19 protein-coding genes and 1 tRNA gene are annotated in these 20,996 nt (G+C 61.2%); 6 read left to right on the forward strand and 14 right to left on the reverse strand.

Annotation, left to right across the window (positions count from 1 at the left end; all coding sequences use genetic code 11):
- Positions 1 to 11 precede the first annotated feature (11 nt).
- On the forward strand, positions 12 to 1,508 hold the full coding sequence (locus ACZ5C3_RS08115) for a DUF1254 domain-containing protein (protein WP_464036722.1): 1,497 nt from the start codon (positions 12 to 14) through the stop codon (positions 1,506 to 1,508).
- Between the two features lie 41 nt (positions 1,509 to 1,549).
- On the opposite strand, the gene ACZ5C3_RS08120 is transcribed toward ACZ5C3_RS08115, so the two are convergent.
- Positions 1,550 to 1,837 (reverse strand): GlsB/YeaQ/YmgE family stress response membrane protein, encoded by a 288-nt coding sequence (locus tag ACZ5C3_RS08120; RefSeq protein WP_464036724.1) that lies wholly within the window; start codon positions 1,835 to 1,837, stop codon positions 1,550 to 1,552.
- A 44-nt stretch (positions 1,838 to 1,881) separates the two neighbouring features.
- Here ACZ5C3_RS08120 and ACZ5C3_RS08125 point away from each other — a divergent pair, with 44 nt between their 5' ends.
- On the forward strand, positions 1,882 to 2,262 hold the full coding sequence (locus ACZ5C3_RS08125; RefSeq protein ID WP_464044637.1) for a SpoIIAA family protein: 381 nt from the start codon (positions 1,882 to 1,884) through the stop codon (positions 2,260 to 2,262).
- Positions 2,263 to 2,570: 308 nt separating this feature from the next.
- Positions 2,571 to 3,002, forward strand: coding sequence for a hypothetical protein (locus ACZ5C3_RS08130; RefSeq protein ID WP_464036727.1), 432 nt, complete (start codon positions 2,571 to 2,573; stop codon positions 3,000 to 3,002).
- Positions 3,003 to 3,128: 126 nt separating this feature from the next.
- Here the strand turns inward: ACZ5C3_RS08130 and ACZ5C3_RS08135 are convergent, their stop codons facing one another.
- From ACZ5C3_RS08135 to ACZ5C3_RS08160, 6 genes are all read right to left on the reverse strand, one after another.
- On the reverse strand, positions 3,129 to 4,016 hold the full coding sequence (locus ACZ5C3_RS08135; protein ID WP_464036729.1) for a DUF1259 domain-containing protein: 888 nt from the start codon (positions 4,014 to 4,016) through the stop codon (positions 3,129 to 3,131).
- The gene (locus ACZ5C3_RS08140; RefSeq protein ID WP_464036730.1) at positions 4,013 to 4,660 is read right to left on the reverse strand and encodes a hypothetical protein; all 648 of its coding nucleotides are present in this window, start codon (positions 4,658 to 4,660) and stop codon (positions 4,013 to 4,015) included. Before ACZ5C3_RS08140 ends, ACZ5C3_RS08135 begins: the two co-directional genes overlap by 4 nt.
- A gap of 23 nt (positions 4,661 to 4,683) precedes the next feature.
- Entirely contained in the window at positions 4,684 to 6,084 is a 1,401-nt protein-coding gene (gene chrA / locus ACZ5C3_RS08145) for a chromate efflux transporter (RefSeq protein WP_464036732.1), read from the reverse strand.
- Positions 6,081 to 6,908, reverse strand: coding sequence for a chromate resistance protein ChrB domain-containing protein (locus ACZ5C3_RS08150; RefSeq protein WP_464036734.1), 828 nt, complete (start codon positions 6,906 to 6,908; stop codon positions 6,081 to 6,083). The genes chrA and ACZ5C3_RS08150 overlap by 4 nt, the downstream gene beginning before the upstream one ends.
- 226 nt (positions 6,909 to 7,134) lie before the next feature.
- A complete protein-coding gene (locus tag ACZ5C3_RS08155) occupies positions 7,135 to 9,096 on the reverse strand; it encodes a methyl-accepting chemotaxis protein (RefSeq protein WP_464036736.1) in 1,962 nt (653 codons plus the stop codon).
- A 266-nt stretch (positions 9,097 to 9,362) separates the two neighbouring features.
- Positions 9,363 to 11,060 carry a sensor histidine kinase gene (locus tag ACZ5C3_RS08160; protein ID WP_464036737.1) on the reverse strand — a complete coding sequence of 566 codons (1,698 nt, stop codon included), beginning with the start codon at positions 11,058 to 11,060 and terminating at the stop codon, positions 9,363 to 9,365.
- A 210-nt stretch (positions 11,061 to 11,270) separates the two neighbouring features.
- Here ACZ5C3_RS08160 and ACZ5C3_RS08165 point away from each other — a divergent pair.
- A tRNA-Trp gene (locus tag ACZ5C3_RS08165) sits at positions 11,271 to 11,346 on the forward strand.
- Between the two features lie 174 nt (positions 11,347 to 11,520).
- On the opposite strand, the gene ACZ5C3_RS08170 is transcribed toward ACZ5C3_RS08165, so the two are convergent.
- From ACZ5C3_RS08170 to ACZ5C3_RS08190, 5 genes are all read right to left on the reverse strand, one after another.
- Positions 11,521 to 12,732 carry a helix-turn-helix domain-containing protein gene (locus tag ACZ5C3_RS08170; protein ID WP_464036739.1) on the reverse strand — a complete coding sequence of 404 codons (1,212 nt, stop codon included), beginning with the start codon at positions 12,730 to 12,732 and terminating at the stop codon, positions 11,521 to 11,523.
- Positions 12,729 to 12,962 (reverse strand): hypothetical protein, encoded by a 234-nt coding sequence (locus tag ACZ5C3_RS08175; RefSeq protein ID WP_464036741.1) that lies wholly within the window; start codon positions 12,960 to 12,962, stop codon positions 12,729 to 12,731. The genes ACZ5C3_RS08170 and ACZ5C3_RS08175 overlap by 4 nt, the downstream gene beginning before the upstream one ends.
- Positions 12,963 to 13,061: 99 nt before the next feature.
- Positions 13,062 to 13,574 carry an MOSC domain-containing protein gene (locus tag ACZ5C3_RS08180; RefSeq protein WP_464036743.1) on the reverse strand — a complete coding sequence of 171 codons (513 nt, stop codon included), beginning with the start codon at positions 13,572 to 13,574 and terminating at the stop codon, positions 13,062 to 13,064.
- A 448-nt stretch (positions 13,575 to 14,022) separates the two neighbouring features.
- Positions 14,023 to 14,715 carry an outer membrane protein gene (locus ACZ5C3_RS08185; RefSeq protein ID WP_464036745.1) on the reverse strand — a complete coding sequence of 231 codons (693 nt, stop codon included), beginning with the start codon at positions 14,713 to 14,715 and terminating at the stop codon, positions 14,023 to 14,025.
- A gap of 304 nt (positions 14,716 to 15,019) precedes the next feature.
- Complete coding sequence (locus tag ACZ5C3_RS08190; protein ID WP_464036746.1) at positions 15,020 to 16,162, reverse strand: S1C family serine protease; 1,143 nt, start codon at positions 16,160 to 16,162, stop codon at positions 15,020 to 15,022.
- Positions 16,163 to 16,283: 121 nt separating this feature from the next.
- On the opposite strand from ACZ5C3_RS08190, the gene htpG reads away from it, so the two are divergent.
- Together htpG and ACZ5C3_RS08200 are read left to right on the forward strand one after the other, a co-directional pair.
- Positions 16,284 to 18,176 carry a molecular chaperone HtpG gene (gene htpG, locus ACZ5C3_RS08195; protein ID WP_464036747.1) on the forward strand — a complete coding sequence of 631 codons (1,893 nt, stop codon included), beginning with the start codon at positions 16,284 to 16,286 and terminating at the stop codon, positions 18,174 to 18,176.
- Between the two features lie 70 nt (positions 18,177 to 18,246).
- Positions 18,247 to 19,185: a lactate/malate family dehydrogenase gene (locus tag ACZ5C3_RS08200; protein WP_464036749.1), complete on the forward strand. Its 939-nt coding sequence runs from the start codon at positions 18,247 to 18,249 to the stop codon at positions 19,183 to 19,185.
- A gap of 18 nt (positions 19,186 to 19,203) precedes the next feature.
- Here the strand turns inward: ACZ5C3_RS08200 and ACZ5C3_RS08205 are convergent, their stop codons facing one another.
- On the reverse strand, positions 19,204 to 19,551 hold the full coding sequence (locus ACZ5C3_RS08205; protein WP_464036750.1) for a hypothetical protein: 348 nt from the start codon (positions 19,549 to 19,551) through the stop codon (positions 19,204 to 19,206).
- A gap of 193 nt (positions 19,552 to 19,744) precedes the next feature.
- Entirely contained in the window at positions 19,745 to 20,977 is a 1,233-nt protein-coding gene (locus ACZ5C3_RS08210; RefSeq protein WP_464044638.1) for a hypothetical protein, read from the reverse strand.
- Between the last annotated feature and the right edge of the window lie 19 nt (positions 20,978 to 20,996).

A 20,996-nucleotide genomic window follows, 5' to 3' on the forward strand; every position in this document is an offset into this window, starting at 1 on the left:
GAGAGAGTGCCATGACCAGTGCCGCAAGAGTGCTCCTGCATGCCGGCATCGCCGGATTGTTCGCCTCCGTCAGTTCATTGGCTTTCGCGCAGACTGCGCTTTCGCCATCGCCCGGCTGGGATCGCGCGCTGCCGCCGGGGCCTGATACGCGGGTGAAGATCACCGAGGAATACGCCAAGCTCGTTGCACGCGATGCTTACTTTTGGACGTGGCCAATGGTGAACATCTACAACCGCAGGCTCGCCTTCGCGCAGGTGAAGGATTTCGTCATGGCGGGGCCTGTGCCAAGCGCGCCGCTTAATCGCGTGGCGATGCTGACGGATTACGTCAATCCCGACCAGCGGCTGGTGGCGTGTCCCAATCAGGATGTGGTTTATGGCGCCGGCGTGCTCGCGCTGGATCAGTCACCGGTGGTGATCCAGGTGCCGGATTTCGGTGATCGCTTCTGGGTCTACCAGATCGTCAACCTGCGCACTGACAGTGTGGTGCAGCTCGGCAAGATGTACGGCACCACGCCGGGCTTCTACATGGTCACGGGGCCGGACTGGAACGGCGAGGTGCCTAAGGGCATCACCAAGGTGTTCCGCTCGGCGTCCAACACGAACTTTGCCGCGCCACGCATTTTCCAGGACGATACGCCTGAGGACAAGCGCGCCATTCAGGAGGTGCTGAATCAGGTGATGATCTATCCGGTGGCGGAGTTCGACGGCAGCATGAAGCGTTACGACTGGAGCAAGGTCCCCGTGGTTGCGTCCACGACTCCAAGCGGGGATGCCGAGACGCGCTGGGTTTTCCCGGACAAGATCTTCGACCAGCTTCCCGCCGTCTTCGCGGACACGCCGCCGTTGCCGGGCGAGGAGGCCCGCTACGCACAGGTGCTCGCGGTGCTCGATGCGGCGAAGAAGAATCCCGCGCTCAAGGCAGCGATGATCAAGGCGGCTGCGGAAGCGGACGAGCAGCTTGTCACGCCGCTATTCCAATTCCGCAATTACGGTGAGCAATTGCCGCACAACTGGAGCACGATCTCCAATGAAGCCGCTTTCGGCACCGACTACTTCACGCGCACGGCGGTGGCGAAATCCAACATCCTTGTCAACGCGCCGAACGAGACGAAGTACTACTATCAGGACTTCGATGCGGACCGCGCACGGCTCAACGGCGCGAACCGCTACACCGTCACCTTTGCGAAGGACCAGACGCCGCCGGTCAACGGCTTCTGGTCGCTGACGCTTTATAACGAGCATCATTTCTTCGCGAAGAATGAGCTGACGCGCTATTCGCTCGGCACCAAGAACAAGACGCTGAAATATAATCCCGATGGCTCGCTCACCATCTATGTGCAGGCCGATCCGCCGTCCGAGGCGCAGCGCAGCAACTGGCTGCCCGCGCCGAAGGCCGACTTCTCGCTGTTCGGTCGCGCTTACTGGCCGAAGGTTGCGGTGACGGATGGTTCATGGACGCCGCCGCCGGTGGTGCGCACCAACGTTGCGACGGGAGAGGTGAAGTAGAAAAAAAAGGCGTCGTTGTGCGTAGGGTCCGGTTGCGGGCCTTACGCGCGCGCGGCTACCTGCCGATAGATCCATAGCGCGAGCAGCACGATCAGAGATCCGGCAACGGCGGAGACGATATCGCGCAGCGAGATCGAGATCGTGTTGAGGTAGGGCAGCCAGTTGAACATGCGGAACAGGAAGCCTCCGATCAGCGCGCCCACAAGGCCAAGGCCGAGATTGGGCCACAACCCGAAGCCGCCGCGCTTCCAGGTGATCATGCGTCCGGCCAGGCTCCCGCCGATCAGCCCGACGACGACCCAGACGAGCAGTTGCGATGTGGTCGGCATTGTCGCTCTCTTTCCATTGAAGGCAGCGGTGCTGCCGGGAGATCATGATGATCAAATTTGAACTCATGCGAGACCAAGGCATCCTCATTCTGTCACCGGATGGACCGCTCGAAAAGGCTGACTTTGAACGGCTTGCCCGGGAGGTCGATCCTTACATCGCCGCGAATGGCAAGCTGACCGGCGTGATGATTATCGCCAAGACTTTTCCCGGGTGGGAGAGCTTCGGGGCACTGGTGTCGCACCTCAGCTTCGTGAGGGATCATCATCGGAAGGTGGAGCGCATTGCTGCCGTCACCGACAGTGAATTGCTCAAGATCATGCCGCATATTGCGAAGCACTTTGTTGCGGCTGAGATTCGGCAGTTTCCCTTTGACCAAAAATCAGAGGCGTTGGCGTGGCTTGAAGCGGGCTCGGCTACGGAGTGATTGTGGTGTGCTGCATCAGTGATGTACGTGCGGATATATCGCGATCGCCGCGACGGCGAACGGCACCACGATGGCGATAACGACATAGATGCGGAAGAGCGCTTTCTGACTCATCGGATGAAGCTAGATGAGACGCCTTCCCCATTACAGCAGCAACACTGACCTAATGCGCAAAGGGAGGAACGCACACTCGGGATGGGCATTGATCTGAGTCAATTCGGATTGGGGTAAGGAGCAAATGCTCTCATCGGGTGCCGGCCCCGCAAGCGCGCATCGCATCCACGGCACCCCAAATAAGGAGGAATGCCATGCTTCGATACATTCTCGTTGCTCTGTCGGCGCTTGTCCTCATCACAGTGTGCCTTATTCCTGACGATGCCTATGCCCGGCGTGGCGGCGGTGGCGGTTTCCGCGGTGGCGGAGGAGGATTTCATGGCGGCGGGATGCGTGCCGGTGGCTTCCACGGTGGTGCGCGAGGTTATGCGGGGCGCGGATACAGGGGCGGAGCGCGCTATGCTGGCGGCGGCCGTTATGCCGGCCGCGGATACGGGGTTCGCCGGGCCGGCTATTACGGCGGCCGTTATTATCGACCGGGCGTAGGTTGGGGAGCAGCAGCCGGTGCGGCAGCGCTCGGTGCCGCAGCGGCAGGATCCTACGGTTATTACAATCGTGGCGGCGGCTGCTACACCAACAGCTATGGGTCCTGGGTTTGCCCGGGACAGTACGGGTATGGGTACTAGGGGGAACGGCTGAACGCGTGACGGCGGCAGCTCATTCTGTCGCCGTACGCGTGGAGAAAATCTGCCGGCACAAACCGCCCCACATCGATGGGGCGGTATGTGTGCAGAAGACGTTTGACGTTTGCTCTATTGCTTGAGATCGGCCTTCGCGGTTTCCAACGCCGCGCGAACGCCATGCGCCAGCTTCCCGGCGTCATCATTCGCCCAGAAATGGATAAAGAAGGCGCGGGGCTCATCGTCCAGCATGTGATTGTGGATCGCCGTCACCTCGATATCGTTCTTCCGCAACGCCGTGATCAGTGGCACCACTTCGTTCGACAGCGCGATGAAGTCACCGGTGATCGCCGCCTTGCCGTCTCCTGTGGGCTGGAAGTTGATCGCGTGTGCGGAGCCGAGCGCAGGCGGCACCGCCATGCCGTCATCGGAAATCACGTCCGTGCGCGGCACGCTGAATTGGTAGACGCCGCCGGTGGCTTTGCCTTTCGCACCGATGATTTGATCCAGCGCGGCGCTATCAAGGCCGGGGGTGCTGGTGACACCCGTCGTTGCAGGTGCCGCGACACTCGGCGTCCTGGTCAGAACCAGCGCGTCGCGCAGCGCCAACGCCATCCTCACCGGATCGCCGTGGCCGCCCACATGCATGTAGAACGTCGCGGGTGTGGCGCGCAGCAGGTGATTGTGAAGCGCGGTGATTTGCAGTCCATCGGCCAGTAGCTTGGCCATCACGGGATTGATCTCGGATTCCGTGAGCACCAGGTCGCCCATCAGCATTGCGTCCTTGCCCATGGACTTGAACGCAACCCAACCGCCGAGCGCCAGCGCAGGCTTGATGGTGACGCCGTCAAGCGTCACGTTGAGGTCCGTGCGCGGGAAGCCGTAGCGGTGGACATCCTGGGAGACGGCTGCCGTGCGGCCGAGCGCATCATCCACTTGCGCCCAGTCGGGCCCTTCCGCATGCGCCGCCGTTGCAAACGCCGCGATTGCCACGAATGTTGCGAGCATCCTCATCGTCATTCTCCACGAGTTTGGTCCGCCCCCAAATCTGCGTGTTGCCCATCGTCATGCGGCGTGAATTGCAGCCCGCCGAAGCGGGTGACGTTGTTGTTTTCGCACCACACGCCGATGCTGCCTTCGTGCACGGCGCTGCGGTCGAATGCAGTGAGCACCCAGCGGCCGTCGAGCATGATTTTGAACTCGTTGCTACGCGCATCGACCTCGAGCGTCTGCCAGTGGTCCTGTGCGATCTCGGTGTCGACGCTCGCGATCTCGTTCGACGTACCGTTGACGACGTGAATTAACGAGAGCCGCTCCTCATAGGCGCTGAGCTTGATGAGATAATAATCGTCCGGGCTTGTCATGCGCAGCACGAGGCCGCCGCCTGGCAGTTGGCCGCGGATCAACCTGAACTGAAGCCGGGCCTTGAAATTGGTGGCGCGAGCCGATGGATCGCTGGCAATGGAGGGCCCGCCGCGCTTGTCCGATCCGGCGAATTCCAGCGCAAGGCCATCATCCGCGCCGCTATCGCTGACCACGGACCAGTTCGTGCCGTCAGCCTTGTCGTTGGGCCAGAACGCGAAGCCTGGAGGCAGGGTGCCCGGTTGGCCGAGCGGGATCGTCGCGGCGGTCGCGATGGTGAGGCTGCCGCATATCAGCAGCATGGCGAGGAGGCATCGATGCAGCATCACATCAGGTTCAAGAGATGAAGCGCGAGGCCCGCCAGCGCGCAGCCACCGAGCGTTACGATCATGTTGGCATTGAAACGAAAGATGGCGATCGCGGCACCAGCCGCAAGCAGAACGGCCCAGTGATCCATACTTGTGAGAAAGGGCAGATCGAACGATAGTCCCATCGTACGCACCGGGACTGTCTCGCGAAACAGTGTATGGATGGCGAACCACACCGCGAGATTGAGGATCACACCGACCACCGCGGCCGTGATCCCGGATAGTGCGCCGGCCAGCGCCTTGTTGCCGCGCATCACTTCGATGAACGGCGCGCCCAGGAATATCCAGAGAAAGCATGGGATGAAAGTCACCCATGTGGCTAGTAGCCCGCCGAGCACGGCGGCGGTCATCGGCGACAGTGTGCCGGGATCGCGGAATGCGGCCATGAAGCCCACGAACTGCAGCACCATAATCAGCGGGCCGGGCGTGGTTTCCGCCATGCCGAGCCCGTCCAGCATCTCGCTCGGCTGCAGCCAGTGATAGTGCTGCACCGCCTGCTGGGCGACATAAGCGAGTGCCGCATAGGCGCCGCCGAACGTGACCATCGCCATCTTGCTGAAGAACACGGCGATCTGACTGAACACGTTGCCGGTGCCGAGCGTCATCACGATCAAGGCCACCGGTACGAGCCACAGCAACAGCCACACCAGCGCGACGCGGATGGTGCGCGCGATGCTTGGCCGCGCATGCGGGGGCAGTTCATCGCCGAGCATGCTGTCCACCAGTGCCGTTGATGATGAGGCGCCGTGTCCGCTGTTCGATGCAAAAGCCGAGATACCGAGCTGCGTGGCGGCAAAGCCGATCACGCCCGCCAGAAGAACGATCAGCGGAAATGGCAGATTGAAAAAGAAGATCGAGATGAAGGCTGCGGCGGCCAGTGCCTGCGAGGCGGACGATTTCAGCGCACGGCTACCGACGCGGAGCACGGCCTGAATGACGATGGCGAGCACCGCGGCTTTGAGGCCGAAGAACAGCGCGGCGACAAAGCCGACCTTGCCGAATACGGCATAGATCACGCTCAGCGCCATGATCGAGATGAGGCCGGGAAGAACGAAAAGGCCACCCGCGATGATGCCGCCGCGCGTCTTGTGCATCAGCCAGCCGACATAGGTGGCGAGCTGCTGCGCCTCGGGTCCCGGCAGCAGCATGCAATAGTTCAGCGCATGCAGGAAACGGCTCTCGGAAATCCAGTGCTTCTCGTCCACCAGAATCCGGTGCATCACGGCGATCTGTCCCGCGGGCCCGCCGAAGGACAAGAGCGCGATCCGCAACCACACGAAGAACGCCTCACGCTCGGTCGGAAACGCGGGACTCTCAGCTCGGGCGGATGCGCCTTGTGTCGCCGTGATGTCGGTCATGCTTTCACTCGCTTCGCGGTATGAGACGGCCAGTTATGTGTCTCATCAGTCGCATCGCGGCACCAGCGGTAAAACGCATCGAACAACAGCATTCCGGCGTCGAGCTGTTCAAGGTCGTCGGAATACATCCGTGACAGGCCAAGCGCCGCTGCCATCAGGCCCGGGGCTTGAGGTGCGAGATCGAGCCGCGCGGTATCCGCGCCCCGGACGATGGTTGCCAGACGCTCCAGCGGCTCACTCGCGAGGTTGAACTCCTCGATCATAATATCGAAGGTGCAGAGGTCGCCGCGGTGGCCCCAATGCACGCCTTCGATGTCGAACGGCACGGCCTTGAACTGCTCGGCGACCGGCGCGACTTCGGATGCAGTGACGAATAGGAACACCGCTGACGGATCGATAAAGCGGCGGATCAGCCACGGGCAGGCGATACGGTCGATCTTTGGCCGTGCGCGGGTCACCCACACCGTGCGGCCTTGCGGATCGCGCGGTGGAATTTTCGATGCTGGCACCAGTGGCAGTTTCGCGGCGGCCCAGGTTTCCATGCCGCCGTCGAGAATATTCGCGGAACTGCCGGCGACGCGTAGCCAGGCTGCGACGCCTTCGCTGGTTTTCCTGCCGCGCGTGCAGATCGCGATAACGGATTTTCCCGCGTAGAGCAGCGCCCATTCGGTGACGTCGTGATGGTTGCGCCGGATCGCGGTGGGAATGAGTTTCGGATCGGCGGCGAAGTCGTCGTCGGTCCTGACATCGATCAAAATCGGGCAGCCAGGCGTGCCGATCAGGCGACCGAGTTTATCCGCTGAGATGGAGTTGATGGCAGACATGATGCGTCCCTCAAATGAGAATTGGACGCGATTCTTGGGCATGTCGCCTTGTGGGGAGATCGCTTCCCCATGCCGACAATACAAACCCTGCACGCATCGATGTCAACGGGTGCGACGCGAAGAAATATGTCAGTTACGTAATCTTGTATGGAACGAAAAAAAGCCGCTCCACTTCTGTGGAGCGGCTCTCTTTCCTTGGACGTCTTCTTCTAGTTCGGTTCGGGCCTTACGCCGCGCGGACTTCGCGCAGGAACGCATCGACCTGCGACTTCAGTGTCTCGCCGCTGCGCGACAGTTCGGAGGCGGATGCGACCACCTGATCGGCGGCAAGCCCGGTCTCGCGGGCTGCTTCCCTGACGCCGACGATATTCGCCGACACCTCGCCGGTGCCGCGGGCGGCTTCCGCCACGTTGTGCGCGATCTCGCGTGTTGCAGCACCTTGTTCCTCGACGGCCGACGCGATCGCACTGGCGATCTCGTTGACCTTGCTGATGGTCTTGGTGATGCCGTCGATAGCCTCCGCGGACGAACACGTCGCGGCCTGGATGGCGTTGACCTGGGTCGCGATCTCGTCGGTCGCCTTCGAAGTCTGGCTTGCCAGCGCCTTGACCTCAGATGCAACCACCGCGAAGCCGCGGCCGGCTTCGCCTGCACGTGCCGCCTCAATGGTGGCGTTGAGCGCGAGCAGGTTGGTCTGCGCGGCGATCTCGCTGATCAGCTTGACCACGTCACCGATCTTCTGTGCTGCTTGCTCGAGGCCTTGGACTTCCGCATTGGTGTCGTTGGCCTGGCGCGCGGCATTGCCCGCGACCTGCGCGGATTCGTTGACCTGCTGCGCGATCTCGTTGATGGACGCATTCAACTCCTCGATGGCGGCGGCGACGGCTTGCGAGTTGGCAGAGGCTTCTTCCGAAGCCTGCGCCACAGCGGTGGTCTGAGCTGTAGCTTCTTCTGTCGTACAGGCCATCGATTCCGCCGTGGTGCGCAGCTCAGTGGCGGCGGCGCTGACGGTCTCGACGATGCTGCCAACATTGCTTTCGAACCTCTCGGCCAGCATGTGCATGGCGCTGCGGCGCTCGGCTTCAGCCTGCACACGCTGTTCTTCCTGCGACGCGCGCAGGCGCGCTGTCTCGATCAGGCCCTCGCGGAACACTTCCAGAGCCTGGGCCATGGAACCGATTTCATCTTGGCGCTTCGCACCCGGAACGACGACATCGTAAGTGCCGGCCGCCATAGTGCGCATGGCGCCATCGAGAGCGAGGATCGGTTTGGCGAGGCTGCGACCAACCCAAGCGGCCATCAGGCCTGCGAGCAGAACGGCGGCGATAGCGCCCCACACAAGCCACGTCGTGGACTGGCTCGCAAGTTGGTTATAGGCGGTGGTGTCGCGCACGATCTCGATCACGGCCACAGGAGCGCCGGAGAAGTTTTTGATCTGGCCGAACGTGGTGGAGCTTGGTTGCCCGGTGCGTTCACCCTCGACGAAGATTTCTTCACCGCCCATAGCGCGTTTGATTATATCGAGCGTCGGCGAAGCTTCTTTGATGGTGGTGGCGAGTGTCTTCACCGCATTGTCGCTGATCTGGTGAATGGCGACGTCGACACCGAAGCGCTCCTTCATGGACTTGACGAAGGTGTCGCCGAACGGCGCGCCGATATCGACTGCGCCAAGCACGGTGCTGCCGTCAAGGATCGGCGCTGTGCCGAAGATGTTGAGAACGTCGTAGCCCGCTTCGACGCCGCCGATCGGCTTGCCGATGGAGAGCACTTGCGCCACCATCTTGCGGCGTTTGGTCACGTCATCGCCGAACACTTTCGGGTTATGCGCGCGCGCGAGCGCGATGCCTGGTGGGATCTGGATTGTGATCAGTTCGAGGCCGTGGGCTTTGTTATCTTCAAGCGCCTGCGCCATCAGTTTTAGCGTTGCTTCGCGATCCTTCGTCCGCACAACGTTCTTGACGTCAGGCATCGTCGCCAGCGCGTTCGCCACCACCTGCACCGCGCGCGTGTCGGACTCGATGGCGGAAAGAATGTTGACGTAGTCGGATTTCAGCTCGCGATGCAGCGCAAGATCGATCGCGGTGTGCTGACGCCAGAGACCAAATGCGGAAAGCCCGGCACATGTGACGGCTGCCACCAGCGAGATGGCAATCATGATACGGGCGGAAACGGACTGCAGCCGACGCATAAAGCCTCCAGAAAACGGTAGTTAATAAACATAAACCTGTGTGACGTTATTTATACGTTCTGCCTCAACAGCCCGTTAAGGATGGCGCTGCGCGTGAATTAATATGCAGCGAACGTTCCATTTGCCGGAACGAAAGGCACATTTCGCACGCGTCGCGATATGTCGATGCAAGGCACGCAAAGCGCAGATGGGCAGCCCGCAAGCACGGTGCGCACAGTGATATCTGTTCGGTGCGAGATGTTTCGCCGCAAGCGCATCATGCGCCGTTAGTCGCGCGGCTCTTCCTTCGGCGAAATGAAACGCAGATGGCACGCGAAGCCGGACGGCGGATAGTGCAGGTTGGCTTCGCCGCTGAGTTGCCGGCTGAGATTTTGAATGAGCTTGGTGCCGAAGCCTTCCTCAGTCGGCGGCTTCACTTCGGGGCCGTCGCTCTCGCTCCACAAAAGGCTGACGGTCGTGCCTTCCTTACAGAGCTGCGCGGTCCAGGTGATGGTGACGCGCCCGTTCTCGTTCGACAGTGCGCCGTATTTTAGCGCATTGGTGCAAAGCTCATGCAGGATCATCGCCATCGGCACTGCTGTGGTTGGCGGCAGATTGACTTCTGGTCCCGCGATGGAGAAGCGATGTCCGCGCTCCTGCTTCAGCGGCGCCATCGCTGCTTCCGCCACTTCAAAGAGATCCGCGTGCTGCCAATTTTTGCGTGTCAGCAGATCGTGGCTGCGCACCAAGGCCTGCAAGCGATCCTGAAACTGACGTAGCGCTTCCGGCCCCTGGCTGTGGCGGAAGCTGAGACTCGCAATCGATTGCACGGTGGCGAGCGTATTCTTCACGCGGTGCGCCAGTTCGTGCACCAGAATCTCGCGGCGTTCTTCCGCGCAGGCGCGCTGCTCTTCGCGCAGTGCGTTCTCGTCCATCAGCCGGTCGATGGTCTGGCCGAGAACGCCGATCTCGTCGCTGCGGTCGATGATGCCGGTGCGTGCCGCATCATGGCCGCGCCGCCACGCTTCCGCGGTCGCCACCATCTGCATCAGCGGCCTGCGGATGATGATTTCGCCCACGAGCCACGCCAGCAGAAACGCAATCGCGGTGCCGAGGCCATAGAGCGCGATGCTGTTGCGCACCGCGCGGTCGATCGGCGCGGAGGCTTCCGAGCGCCCAATGCCGGTGCTGACGTAAAGACCGAACGAGGTGACGGCTGGCGGAGCGTAACCGATGATGCGCTCGGCGCCGTCGAGGCTGACAATGTCCGCCGTGCCTGACGTCTGGCTTTGCACCAGATGTATGTTGGCCTGGGGGATCGTGGTGCCGATGTATCGCAGCGGCTCCGGCTCGCGGGCAATGATCACGCCGTTACGGTCGGCGATGATCGCAGAGCCGCCACGCCCGAAACTGCGCCGGCCGAGTTGCCGGCCGAGCCAGCCGAGATCGAGCCCGGCGATGATGGCGCCTTGTGCCTTGCCATCCCGGACGATCGGCAGCGCGAGGGGAATGATCTCGCGGCCTGAGATCTTGCTCCTGGTGTAGGGCCCGATGGAGAATCTCTGGCTGTCCACGGCGTGGCGGAAATAATCGCGGTCGGCCATATTGGGCGAGCCGAGGCTCGGATCGCTGATGCAGCGGATGTTGCCGTCGAGGTTGACCACGAGAATGGCGGTGACTGACGCAATGTTCGGCCGTACGCGCAGCAGGTAATCGGTGCAGACGGTGTTGTTTGCCTCGTGCACTTCCTCGGCTTCGGACACGGCGCGCATGGTGCCTTGAAGGCCGTCGAACACCTGATCGAGTTCGGCCACAACGGCCTGCGTGGTGCGGGATGCTTCTGCACGCACTTCGGCATAGCGCGTGTTACGGAGATCGAGCGCGTTGTAGATCAGCGCGATCATGCCGGGGAGGGAGGCCACCAGCGTCAGGGCCAGCAGCCGGTGGGTGAGCGACATGCGGCGTATAAGGTTGCGAAGTGACACGCCGTCTGGCCCCATCCCCTTGTCTGCTCCGCTTGAGCGGAGCCGATCGCGGTTTGTCCCGAACCGAAATCGCCCGAATCTGACAACGCGGCACGAATCCGGCTTTTTTGGATGCCGTTGGGCAGATTCCGGACGCCGTTGTGTAAGTTCCGGAAAAAGCAAAGAGGGGGCGTGACGTAGCGAAAATGGTTCGCTATAGAAGCGCTCAATAGGAGTGTAGCTCAATTGGTAGAGCACCGGTCTCCAAAACCGGGGGTCGTAGGTTCGAGCCCTACCACTCCTGCCAAGTATTGATTTTTCCCTATTCTTTTCAGGTGCTTGGTAGGGAAGTGAATCGCCCAAAGAGTTCCCATGACCCAATTCCTGGTTGATAGGCAGGAAGTAATGGACTGGCGCAGGGCCTAGCTGCCCAAATTCTTCTCGAGAACAATCCGTTCAGGCGTCAGGCTGGGCACCAGTTTCAGATTCTGGTCTTGCGTCGTCGGGGTTTCTTTCTCGAAGGATTGTTAGAAACGGCGAGCTTGGTGGCCACCTGCACCTCAGGATCGAAGCTATCGATTTCCTCCTCGCGCGCGTCGAGCCAAGACCGCTTGAGGATATGTGATGGCAGGGAAATGTAATCGAAACCGACACGATTGATGAAAAACATGCGATGGCTGCCTTCTGGTGAAAAACGGATCATTTCAGGCAACATCTCGTCACCATAAGCTTCGCATTCGATTAATTCCCAAACCGAGTTGTACAAGTCCATACCGTCGTCGTGGCAATACCATTTGCGCTGTACGCCGCCATTGGACAGTTGATAGATGCCCTTGGTAGCTGCCTCGAAAAGCCGTTCGCATTGTTTGCTCTCGGCCGCTTTAGCCGCTTCAAGGTCCTCTGGTTTGAGGTGGCCATCCGTGATGAGTTGCGCAAATTCCTCATCGGAGGTGAAGTAGGCTTTTTGGACGCGCTCGATGTCCGTCTCCGCAAAATCCTCCAAACCAACACCGTCAGTCGCAAGGGCGTTGATGATGTCCCAGTCGAGCGGATCGGCGATCTGAAATTCGTAGTGGTTCTTGTAGCCCCCGCGGTTAAATGATCCATCCTTGTTACGGTGTTCCGGTCCGTAATCGTCATAAGCCTCGCTTGAAAAATACAAATCTGAGATCGCATCGCGGCGAAGGATCACAGTCTGATTTGCGAGACTTTCGATTGTCAAATAGGACAAGTCCTGCTGCAGTTCGTGATGCAGCTTGTCGCAGGCCGCGTCTGAAACCGACAACAGGATTGGATCGCCGCCGCCGCGAAAATGCACCGCGACTTCGCCGTAATAGTTGTGCTCCGGGTTTGCCTTGCTGTCATAAAGCGACACGCGGATCGGGTCGCCTCGTAGTTCGGCCTCGGTTGTCTCGAAAGCCTTAGCTAGTTTCTTCAGTTTGTCGCTTGGGATTTCGACTTGGCCGGTTTCCCATCGCTGATAGGTGGGCTGAGTCACTCCAGCCGCCTGCGCCGCTCTCGCCTGCGTCAGGCCCGCGCTGACGCGAAAGTGTCTAAACCTGTTTTTCAAAGCTGAGCTTCCTTTATGCGCATGCGATACACGAAAGTGTATATTATGCGCATAAAATTCGCAATAGGTTGTGCAGGATTCTCGCCAGACGACTGTTACGGTGATGCGCGCGGGCGATCTCAAGTGTCCGCGCCGCTATCGTCCCTTGGCTTCAGCGTATACTTCTTGCGCAATTCGGCCGCTATCTGGTCGGCGCGGTCCTGCATGTTGCGGGTATGTTTCGGCGCGGTGATCACGGTCGGCCGCCAGCCGAGCATGGGGTCTCTGCGCACCGAGACGTAAACACCGCCGATCAGGAGCCGTTCGAGGATCATGTCCTCAAGTTCGGCGTCGGTCTTTTCTTCTTTCTTCATTCCGCTTCTTTCGAACGGTCGTAAACTGCTCCTTAGGTGGTGATTGGGAGACCAGGATTGAAGGGTGGGCCGCTGGGACAAACAGCCGCTTTTGCCCGTTCATGATTGTGACGACTCGTCCATCCGCCTGATGATGTCGCCGAGCGTCACTCTGCCACCTTCGATGATCCGCGCGGTGATGCCACCATGGCCGCGCATGGCGTTGTATCCGCCGGGGCCGAGCGCATCTTCCATGAAACTGCACGGTGCGCATTCGCCGGATGTCTCCAGCACTGCATTGCCAATGCGAAAGCGCCGCTCTTTCAGCGCCATGAGATTGATGCCGCGGGTGACGAAATTTCGCCGCACCAATTCGGGCGGGATCGCGTCGAGACCGAGGAATGATGCAATAGCGGCCAAGTCCTCTTCGGCAACCAGCGTGACCTGCCGTGCGCCATTGCGGTTGGTCTTGTAGCGGTCGCCTTCGATTCCGGTCTCGGCGATCAGTGTCGCCGATTGCGATGTGACGACAGGCGCTCTGCGCGCGGGCCGCAGGCCGATCCAGATCAATTCACCGGGCCGCATCGGGCCGGCCAATAAGCGGCCGAGCGGGGAAGTTGCAGACAATGCCATGAAAGGCTTTTAGCACATCCGATGTTTCAATGCCGCGAACATCATCGATGTCATTTTAGTTGGCAATATCCACCACGCCGACAGAGACATTGCGGCGTCCGCTATACGCTTCTTGTTCCCGGCCCTGGTGCCGACCTCCGTCTGACTGATGGTTGTCTCGTCGAAAATAGCGATCAGTTGAAAAGCTGTCGCACCGTCTTCAGCGGCAATGAACGGTGGTGTGGCCGGCGGGAGACGCGCCGGCCCAGTCGCCTAAGCTGAGCTTCAGAATTCTTCAGGGCTTCGTCTACATTGCGAAAGATCGCTTCAGCAGTCCAAAGCAAATCGGCCACGTGCTCGTTTACGTCATGGCCTGTCGTGTCGTTCGCAAGTGTGGAGATTTGTCCGCGAAGCGTGGATATCCGTGAAGCCGCGCTGCGTGTCTCGTCCTCAATCGTTTGTGCGGCTCTCAGTGAAATCGATAGTTGAGGCCAAGAACGACCATGTCGATGTGCTGGCCAACGTCAAGTGTGGCCGGCGGTGGCGCGCCCCCGCAAGTCGGGCAATTGAGTGTATAGCCGTTAACGCCAAGATCCATATGGTCGTACTCGACCTTCCATGACCAGTTCGGCATAAACGCCACTTCAACGCCGACACCCGCAGTCCACCCAAGAGCGCTGCCGCCTCCGTTAAAATTATTCAAGCCGTTCGAGGCACCCAAATTGACCTTGTCGGAATTGGCCCATGCAAATCCCGCTTTGGCGTAAGGTAACACGCGGTCGATGGCATATCCGATGCGCGCGGTGCCGGTCGCAATCTCGTTGAGATGTATTGACGCCACGCTGACGTTGTCGATCGCTGCGTGACCGTTCATGTCGGCCGCGCTGAACTGTCCCTCGAAGCCGAATACCCAAGAATCAATCTGATAGTCGCAGCCCGCCTGTCCGCCGCCAAGCCACCCTGGCGCCCGCATACCGAACACAGTTGCGCCCGGAACTGTCGTCGTATTCTGTGTCCAGCCGCCACCTCCATGAACGCCAAGCGAGCAACCGGTCCAGTTGTAGCCCGAAATATACGGGGCTTTCGTAGGCAGGTCAGCAGCCGTTGCATTTCCAGCCAGGGCCAACGTCATGGCGGCCATCAAGGCAATTTTTTTCAACATAAGGTCGCTCGATTCTTTTCCAGATTGCCTGCAAGCCTTACCGGCTGAGCACATGGGTGGCTTGGACTGAGTGGCAAAGTCACTTGGACGATTCGATACTTTCGATGGAAACCAAACCATCGTTACTCTTGGGCCACACTCGTGCGTGTGCGTGCGCCGAGGTCCGCAGCGGAGACTGCTCAATTAATTGCGCTTCGAGAAGCCGTAGTTGAAAACATCCGATCACTGTCGAAACCAGGATATTCTCTACGGATGGACGTTCACTCGCGGGGGCGCACCGGGCCGGCCAATCATCGATATTGCTCTAGTTCGCGATATCGACCACGCCGACGGAGACATTGCGGCGCCTGCCGTCGCGCTGCACTGTGAGATCGATGGCGGAGCCGATCTTCGTCTTTTCCAGTTGATCGGTGAGATCGGCGAGCCGCTGCACCGGTTTGCCTGCGGCTTCCACAATCACGTCGCCGAGCGTGCCGTTCCGCTGATCGACACCGCGCAGGCCCGCGCGATCCGCCGGTGAGTTCGGCGCGACGCGCACGATCACCACGCCCTCTGCGCCGAGCCGCGTGGTCGCGGCTTCGTTTGCACTCACGATGCCGATGCCAGGCGTCGGCACGCGGCCTGACTTGATCAGCTCAGGCACCACGCGGTTGACGATGTCCACCGGAATGGCGAAGCCGATGCCCGCACTGGTGCCCGACGGCGAGAGGATCGCGGTGGTGACGCCGATCAGGCGGCCTGCGGAATCCAATAATGGCCCGCCGGAGTTGCCGGGATTAATCGCGGCATCAGTCTGGATCACATCGGCGATCTCACGCCCGCCTGCGGTGGGCATGCGCCGCTTCAGCGCGCTGATGATGCCGGTGGTCAAGGTCTGGTCGAGGCCGAACGGATTGCCGATGGCGAACACAGCCTGGCCGACTTTGAGATCTGCCGATGAGCCGATCGCAATGGGCGGCGGCAACGTGCGGCCGGAGATGCGCACCACGGCGAGATCGTAATTCGGCGCGCGGCCGATTACGCTCGCCGCCGTTACATCGCCCTTCGAGGTGCGGATCAACACGCGGTCGCTTTGCCCGACCACATGGGCGTTGGTCACGATGTTGCCCGCGTTGTCCCACACGAAGCCGGTGCCGGAGCCTTGCTGACCCGGCTCATGTCCAGGCTCTTGCTCTTGTCCGGGCGCTTGCCCGAACCCTTGGCCCTGCTCAAAGTCCTCGTTGCCGGAGAAGGCGCCATTGCGTTCCACGACGACTTGCACCACCGAGGGCGAGACGCGCTCGAACAGGGTGATAGCGGTTTGCTCGAAATCCGCCAGCGCGCCGCGCGGTGCGATGACCCGCGGCTCGGATGCGGACAGGAAGGCCTGCCGTATCCGGGGTTGGATCAGTGCAACGACGCCAAGGAGGATGGCGACGATCACAAGGCCTCGGACGGGGATGCGCATCGCTCTGCCGTTGTTGATTTGCCCACAGCCATAAGCGCACAAGAAGGATTGAGTTCCCAAGCCAGAATGCCACATGTAAACCCGTCCCACAGGACTGAATTCAATAGCAATGAGAGTTGAGATGACGGCTGAAAATCCCGCGCCCGAAACCCATGCCTTTGAGGCGGATGTTGCAAAACTGCTTCACCTGATGGTGCACTCGGTTTACTCGGACAAGGATATTTTCCTGCGCGAGCTGATCTCCAATGCCGCCGACGCTTGCGAGAAGCTGCGCTATGAGGCGATCGCCAATCCCGCGCTGCTCGGCGACGATCCGCAGCCGCATGTGACACTGCGCCTCGATCCCGATGCGCGCCGCCTCGTGGTGGAAGACAACGGCATCGGCATGACGGCGCAGGAGATGGTGGAGGCGCTCGGCACCATTGCGCGCTCCGGTACCAAGGCATTCATGGAGCGTATCGCCGCCAAGGCCAACGGTGAAGACTCGCAGCTCATCGGCCAGTTCGGCGTCGGCTTCTATTCGGTGTTCATGGTGGCCGACAAAGTCGACGTCATCTCGCGGAAGGCCGGGGAGGCGGATGCCGCCGTGTGGTCATCGGACGGCAAGGGCACTTACACCGTCACACCGATCGATACGGCGGAAGCCCCCGCACGCGGCACTCGCGTCGTATTGCACCTGATGGAGGAGGCAAAGGACTACGCGGAGCCGCACACGCTGGAGCGCCTGATCAAAGCGCGCTCGGGCCACGTGGCAGTGCCGATCACGCTGATCGACAAGCCAGATGCGGAGCCGCGTCAGGTTGCCGATGGCGCCGCGCTCTGGACCAAGCCGAAGAGCGAGGTGAGCAAGGAGGACTACACGGACTTCTACCGCACCGTGGCGGGACAGTTCGATGAACCGGCGCTGACCATTCACTATCGCGCCGAAGGCCGGCACGATTACTCCGTTCTGCTGTTCGTGCCGGAGACGCGGCCGTTCGATCTGTTCGATGCCGACCGGCATGGCCGCATGCGGCTCTATGTGCGGCGCGTGTTCATTACTGACGAAGCCGAACTCCTGCCGCGCTATCTGCGCTTCGTGCGCGGTCTGGTGGATTCATCGGACCTGCCGCTCAATGTCTCGCGTGAGCTCATTCAGGAAAGCCCGATCCTGACCGCGATCAAGAAGGGCGTGACCAATCGCGTGATGAGCGAGCTGGAGAAGCTCGCGAACAGCGACCAGGCAGCCTACGAGAAAATCTGGGACACCTTCGGCATCACCATCAAGGAAGGTCTGTACGAGGATTTCGAACACCGTGAGCGGCTGCTCGGCCTGTTCCGTGGATACTCGACGGCTTCCACCGACAAATGGCGTTCGCTGAAGGATTACGAAGCCGACCTGCGGCCCAACCAGACCGCGATCTATTACATCGTCGGCAACGACATGGAGCGCCTCAAGACCTCGCCGCAGCTCGAAGGCTTTCGCGCCCGCGGCATCGAAGTGCTGCTGCTGCCGGATCATGTCGACAGCTTCTGGGTGACGAGCGGCATCGATTATCAGGGCAAGCCGTTCAAGTCGGTCACGCAAGGCGCCGCCGATCTCAAGCTCATCCCACTGCTGGAAGGCAAGAGCGAACCGTCCGCCGATGTTGATGCGAAAGTCGCGTCGTTCCTGGTATTCGCGAAGAGCGTGCTGGGTGATGACGTCTCCGAGGTGCGCGCGTCTGAACGGCTGACCGACAGCGCGGTCTGCATCGTCGCGCCGGAGAGCGGCATGGATCGCCAGCTCGAAAAGCTGCTGGCGAGCGCGGGCCGTCCTGTGCCTGCGTCGAAGCCGGTGCTTGAGGTCAATCCCTCGCACGAGTTGATCCGCAAAGTTGCGGACCTCGGCGACACGGAGATTTCCTTCCGCGAGGATGTCGCGCATCTGCTGCTCGACGAAGCACTCGTGGCGGACGGCGATCGGCCGCGCGATCCGAAGTCGTTCTCCGCGCGTCTCGGTCGCCTGATCGAGCGCGGCGCTTCAAGCAAGTAAAACATCAACGGCGCGGGGCGGCATCGCCTCGCGCTTCACGCTCACCCGCCAGCACTCACCGGAGAGATTCATGAAAATTGGAATTATCGGAACGGGCAATGTCGGGTGTGCGTGTGCGATGGCTGCAGCCCTTCGTGGCAGCGCGCGGCAGATCGTGCTGGTCAACCGTACGCGCAAGACGGCCGAGGCGGTGGCAACTGACATCCGCTACGGCATGCCGCTGTCGAGCAAGGCGGAGATCGTCGATGGCGACTATGCTGATCTGGCGGGCGCAGGTGTGGTGCTGATCACCTCCGGCGTCAACGAGAAGACGGGAGGGGCCACCGACCGCAGTGATCCGCAGGGGCGCCTGCGTCTGCTCGACAAGAATGCGCAGATCTATCGCGACATCGTGCCGAAGATCGCCGCTGCCGCGCCGGACGCCGTGCTCGTTGCGGTCACCGATCCGCCGGACCCGCTGGCGGATATCGGACGCGACGCAAGCCCCGGCACAACGGTGCTGAGCGCGGGGACGTATTTAGACAGCCAGCGCTTCCGTGTTCACCTCGGCAAGCACTTCGGTGTCGATCCCGCGCACGTGGAAGCTCAGGTGATCGGCGATCACGGCACCGCGCAGGTGTTTCTGTGGTCGTCGGCGCGCATCGGCGGCGTGCCGATCGCGCAGCTCTTGAAGACACGCGGTGAAGATTTCAAGGCGCTGCGCGAGAAAGTGGAGAAGGAAGTCCGCTACGCCAACATCACCATCATCGAAGGTCACGACGCCAGCCAGTACGGCATCGGCATTGTCTCGGTGCGTATCGCCGAGATGATCCTCAACGATGAGCGTGCCGTCATTCCGATCGGGAGCTTCCAGCAGAAATTCGGCGTCACGCTGTCGTTGCCGAGCGTGGTCGGTCGCAAGGGCGTCATCGAGGTGTTTGAGCCTGAGCTGTCAGACGAAGAACAGGCGGGCCTCGCCAAGAGCGCGAAACTTTTGAAAGAAGCGCTGGATCGCGTGCGGGGATCGTAACGCGGCGTCGCTGCACACTCACATCAGCTTCAGCACGAGCTGGCGTTCGTATCCCGCGTGCCGCGCGACGAAGTCGTCGATGGATGAGGTGAGGTCTTCGGCGGCGAGGTCTGCGCGGCGCCGGATTTCGAGCGCAACATCTTGCGAGACATCATCTGCCCATTTCTCCGCGGTGTTGAAGGCGACGATGCGAACGGGATTATTGTATTGCCCCGACATCAGGTCGGTGATCACCGTCTCTAAATCGGTGTGCTCGACATCGGCTTCGCGATAGACGGTGCCGGATTGGTCGAAGTCGTCCACCACGAGATAGACATTCTGATCGCCGCCGGCAGGCACGATCGATGGGGTCCACCTGTTACGCATGACACAGCCCCTGTCAGGAAACGACGCAAGACAAGTGCGGAACCGCGCGTTGGTTCCGCTTGCAACGTCTTTTCAGCGCAGGAAAGGCTGAAGGTCGATGCTCAGCCGATAAGGCTTCAGTCCGGAAGCGATTGCCGGAAGCCGGCGATCAATGCGCGTGTGTGCGCGATCGCCGGGTCTTACGCGTGTTCGATCAGTACCCGCCGACGGAAGCCGGTGGGCGCGGCGCCGGTGATGAGTCAGCATACCCGGACGGGTCTGAATAGGTTCGTGGTTGTGCGTAACTCGGTGGCGGCGAAGTCGGCTGCTGCGAGTAAATCACCGGCGGAGGGGCCGACGTCTCCTGCGATGTCACCGGATAAGGCCGTGCCGGCGGCTGATATTGCGAGACCGGGCGCGGCGTGGCAGCAGACTGCACCGGCGGAAGCGAAGCAGGCCGTTGCACCTGCGCGGTCGGTGACGGTGCCGCAGGACGCGACGGAACAGCCGCGCGGCGCGGGATGTTACGTTCGTTGATCTTGGCGATTTCGCGCGCCATCTGCTCGTTATTGGTCTTCATCTCGGACATGTTCTTCTGCAACGCGGCGACTTCGCGCGTCAGCGCCTGGACCGATTGCGTGAGCTGCGTCACATCAGGTGATGAAGCTACGGCTGCGCTTGTTGCTGTCGCGTCGGTTGAAGCCGGAGCGGCAGACGTAGGCTGTGGTGCTGCAGCCTGCTGCGGCGCGGGCTGTTGTGGCACAGCCTGTTCTGCCGGTGGCGTTGCTGCCTGCTGCGATGAATCTGCCGGCGATGTATCGGCAGCATGTGTCGTGTCTTGCGGTGCGTGCGCGGATGCGTCTGCTGTGTCGGCGGGTGTTGCGCTTGCCGCAGTCGCTGCGCCTGATGTGGCGTCGTGATGTTTCAGATGCAGCCACGACACCAGCGGCATCTGCTGCGTCAGCCCCTGGGCGAGTTGCTTCGCATCATCGCCGAAGGTCTTCCAGCCCATAGTGGCGACGGCGCCGACGAGCATGATCACCAGACCGGTGACCGCGCGCTTCATCGCTTTGCCAAAGGCGGACGGCTCGCCGTCGAGCCGGATCGACGGCTGGTCTTCCACCGGGCCGAGGTCGTTGGCCGGCGAAGGAAACTCCGCGGAAGGAAATATCGTATCCGCGCGCGGTGTCAGGCGTTCGGCGTCGACCCGAGACACCACTCGTTCGGCGCCCGCACGTGGCACCAGCCGCTCGGCAGTAAAATCGGATGCCGTGAATTCGGGAGCTGATGTCGCGGTGAAACGTGGCTCCGTGCGCTGAGTTGAATCGCGGGCAGGGCGCTGGTCCGGCGCAGGGCAGGATTCTTCGGCCCCGGGGGCGATGGCAACGGCCTCCTGACCGGACGTTTCAATGTGATCGAGCGGCTCGGTGTGCTTCCGTTTCATCATCGATAGCATGGCGGCTCCG

It is taken from the genome of Afipia dichlorophenoxyacetatis (assembly GCF_055386385.1).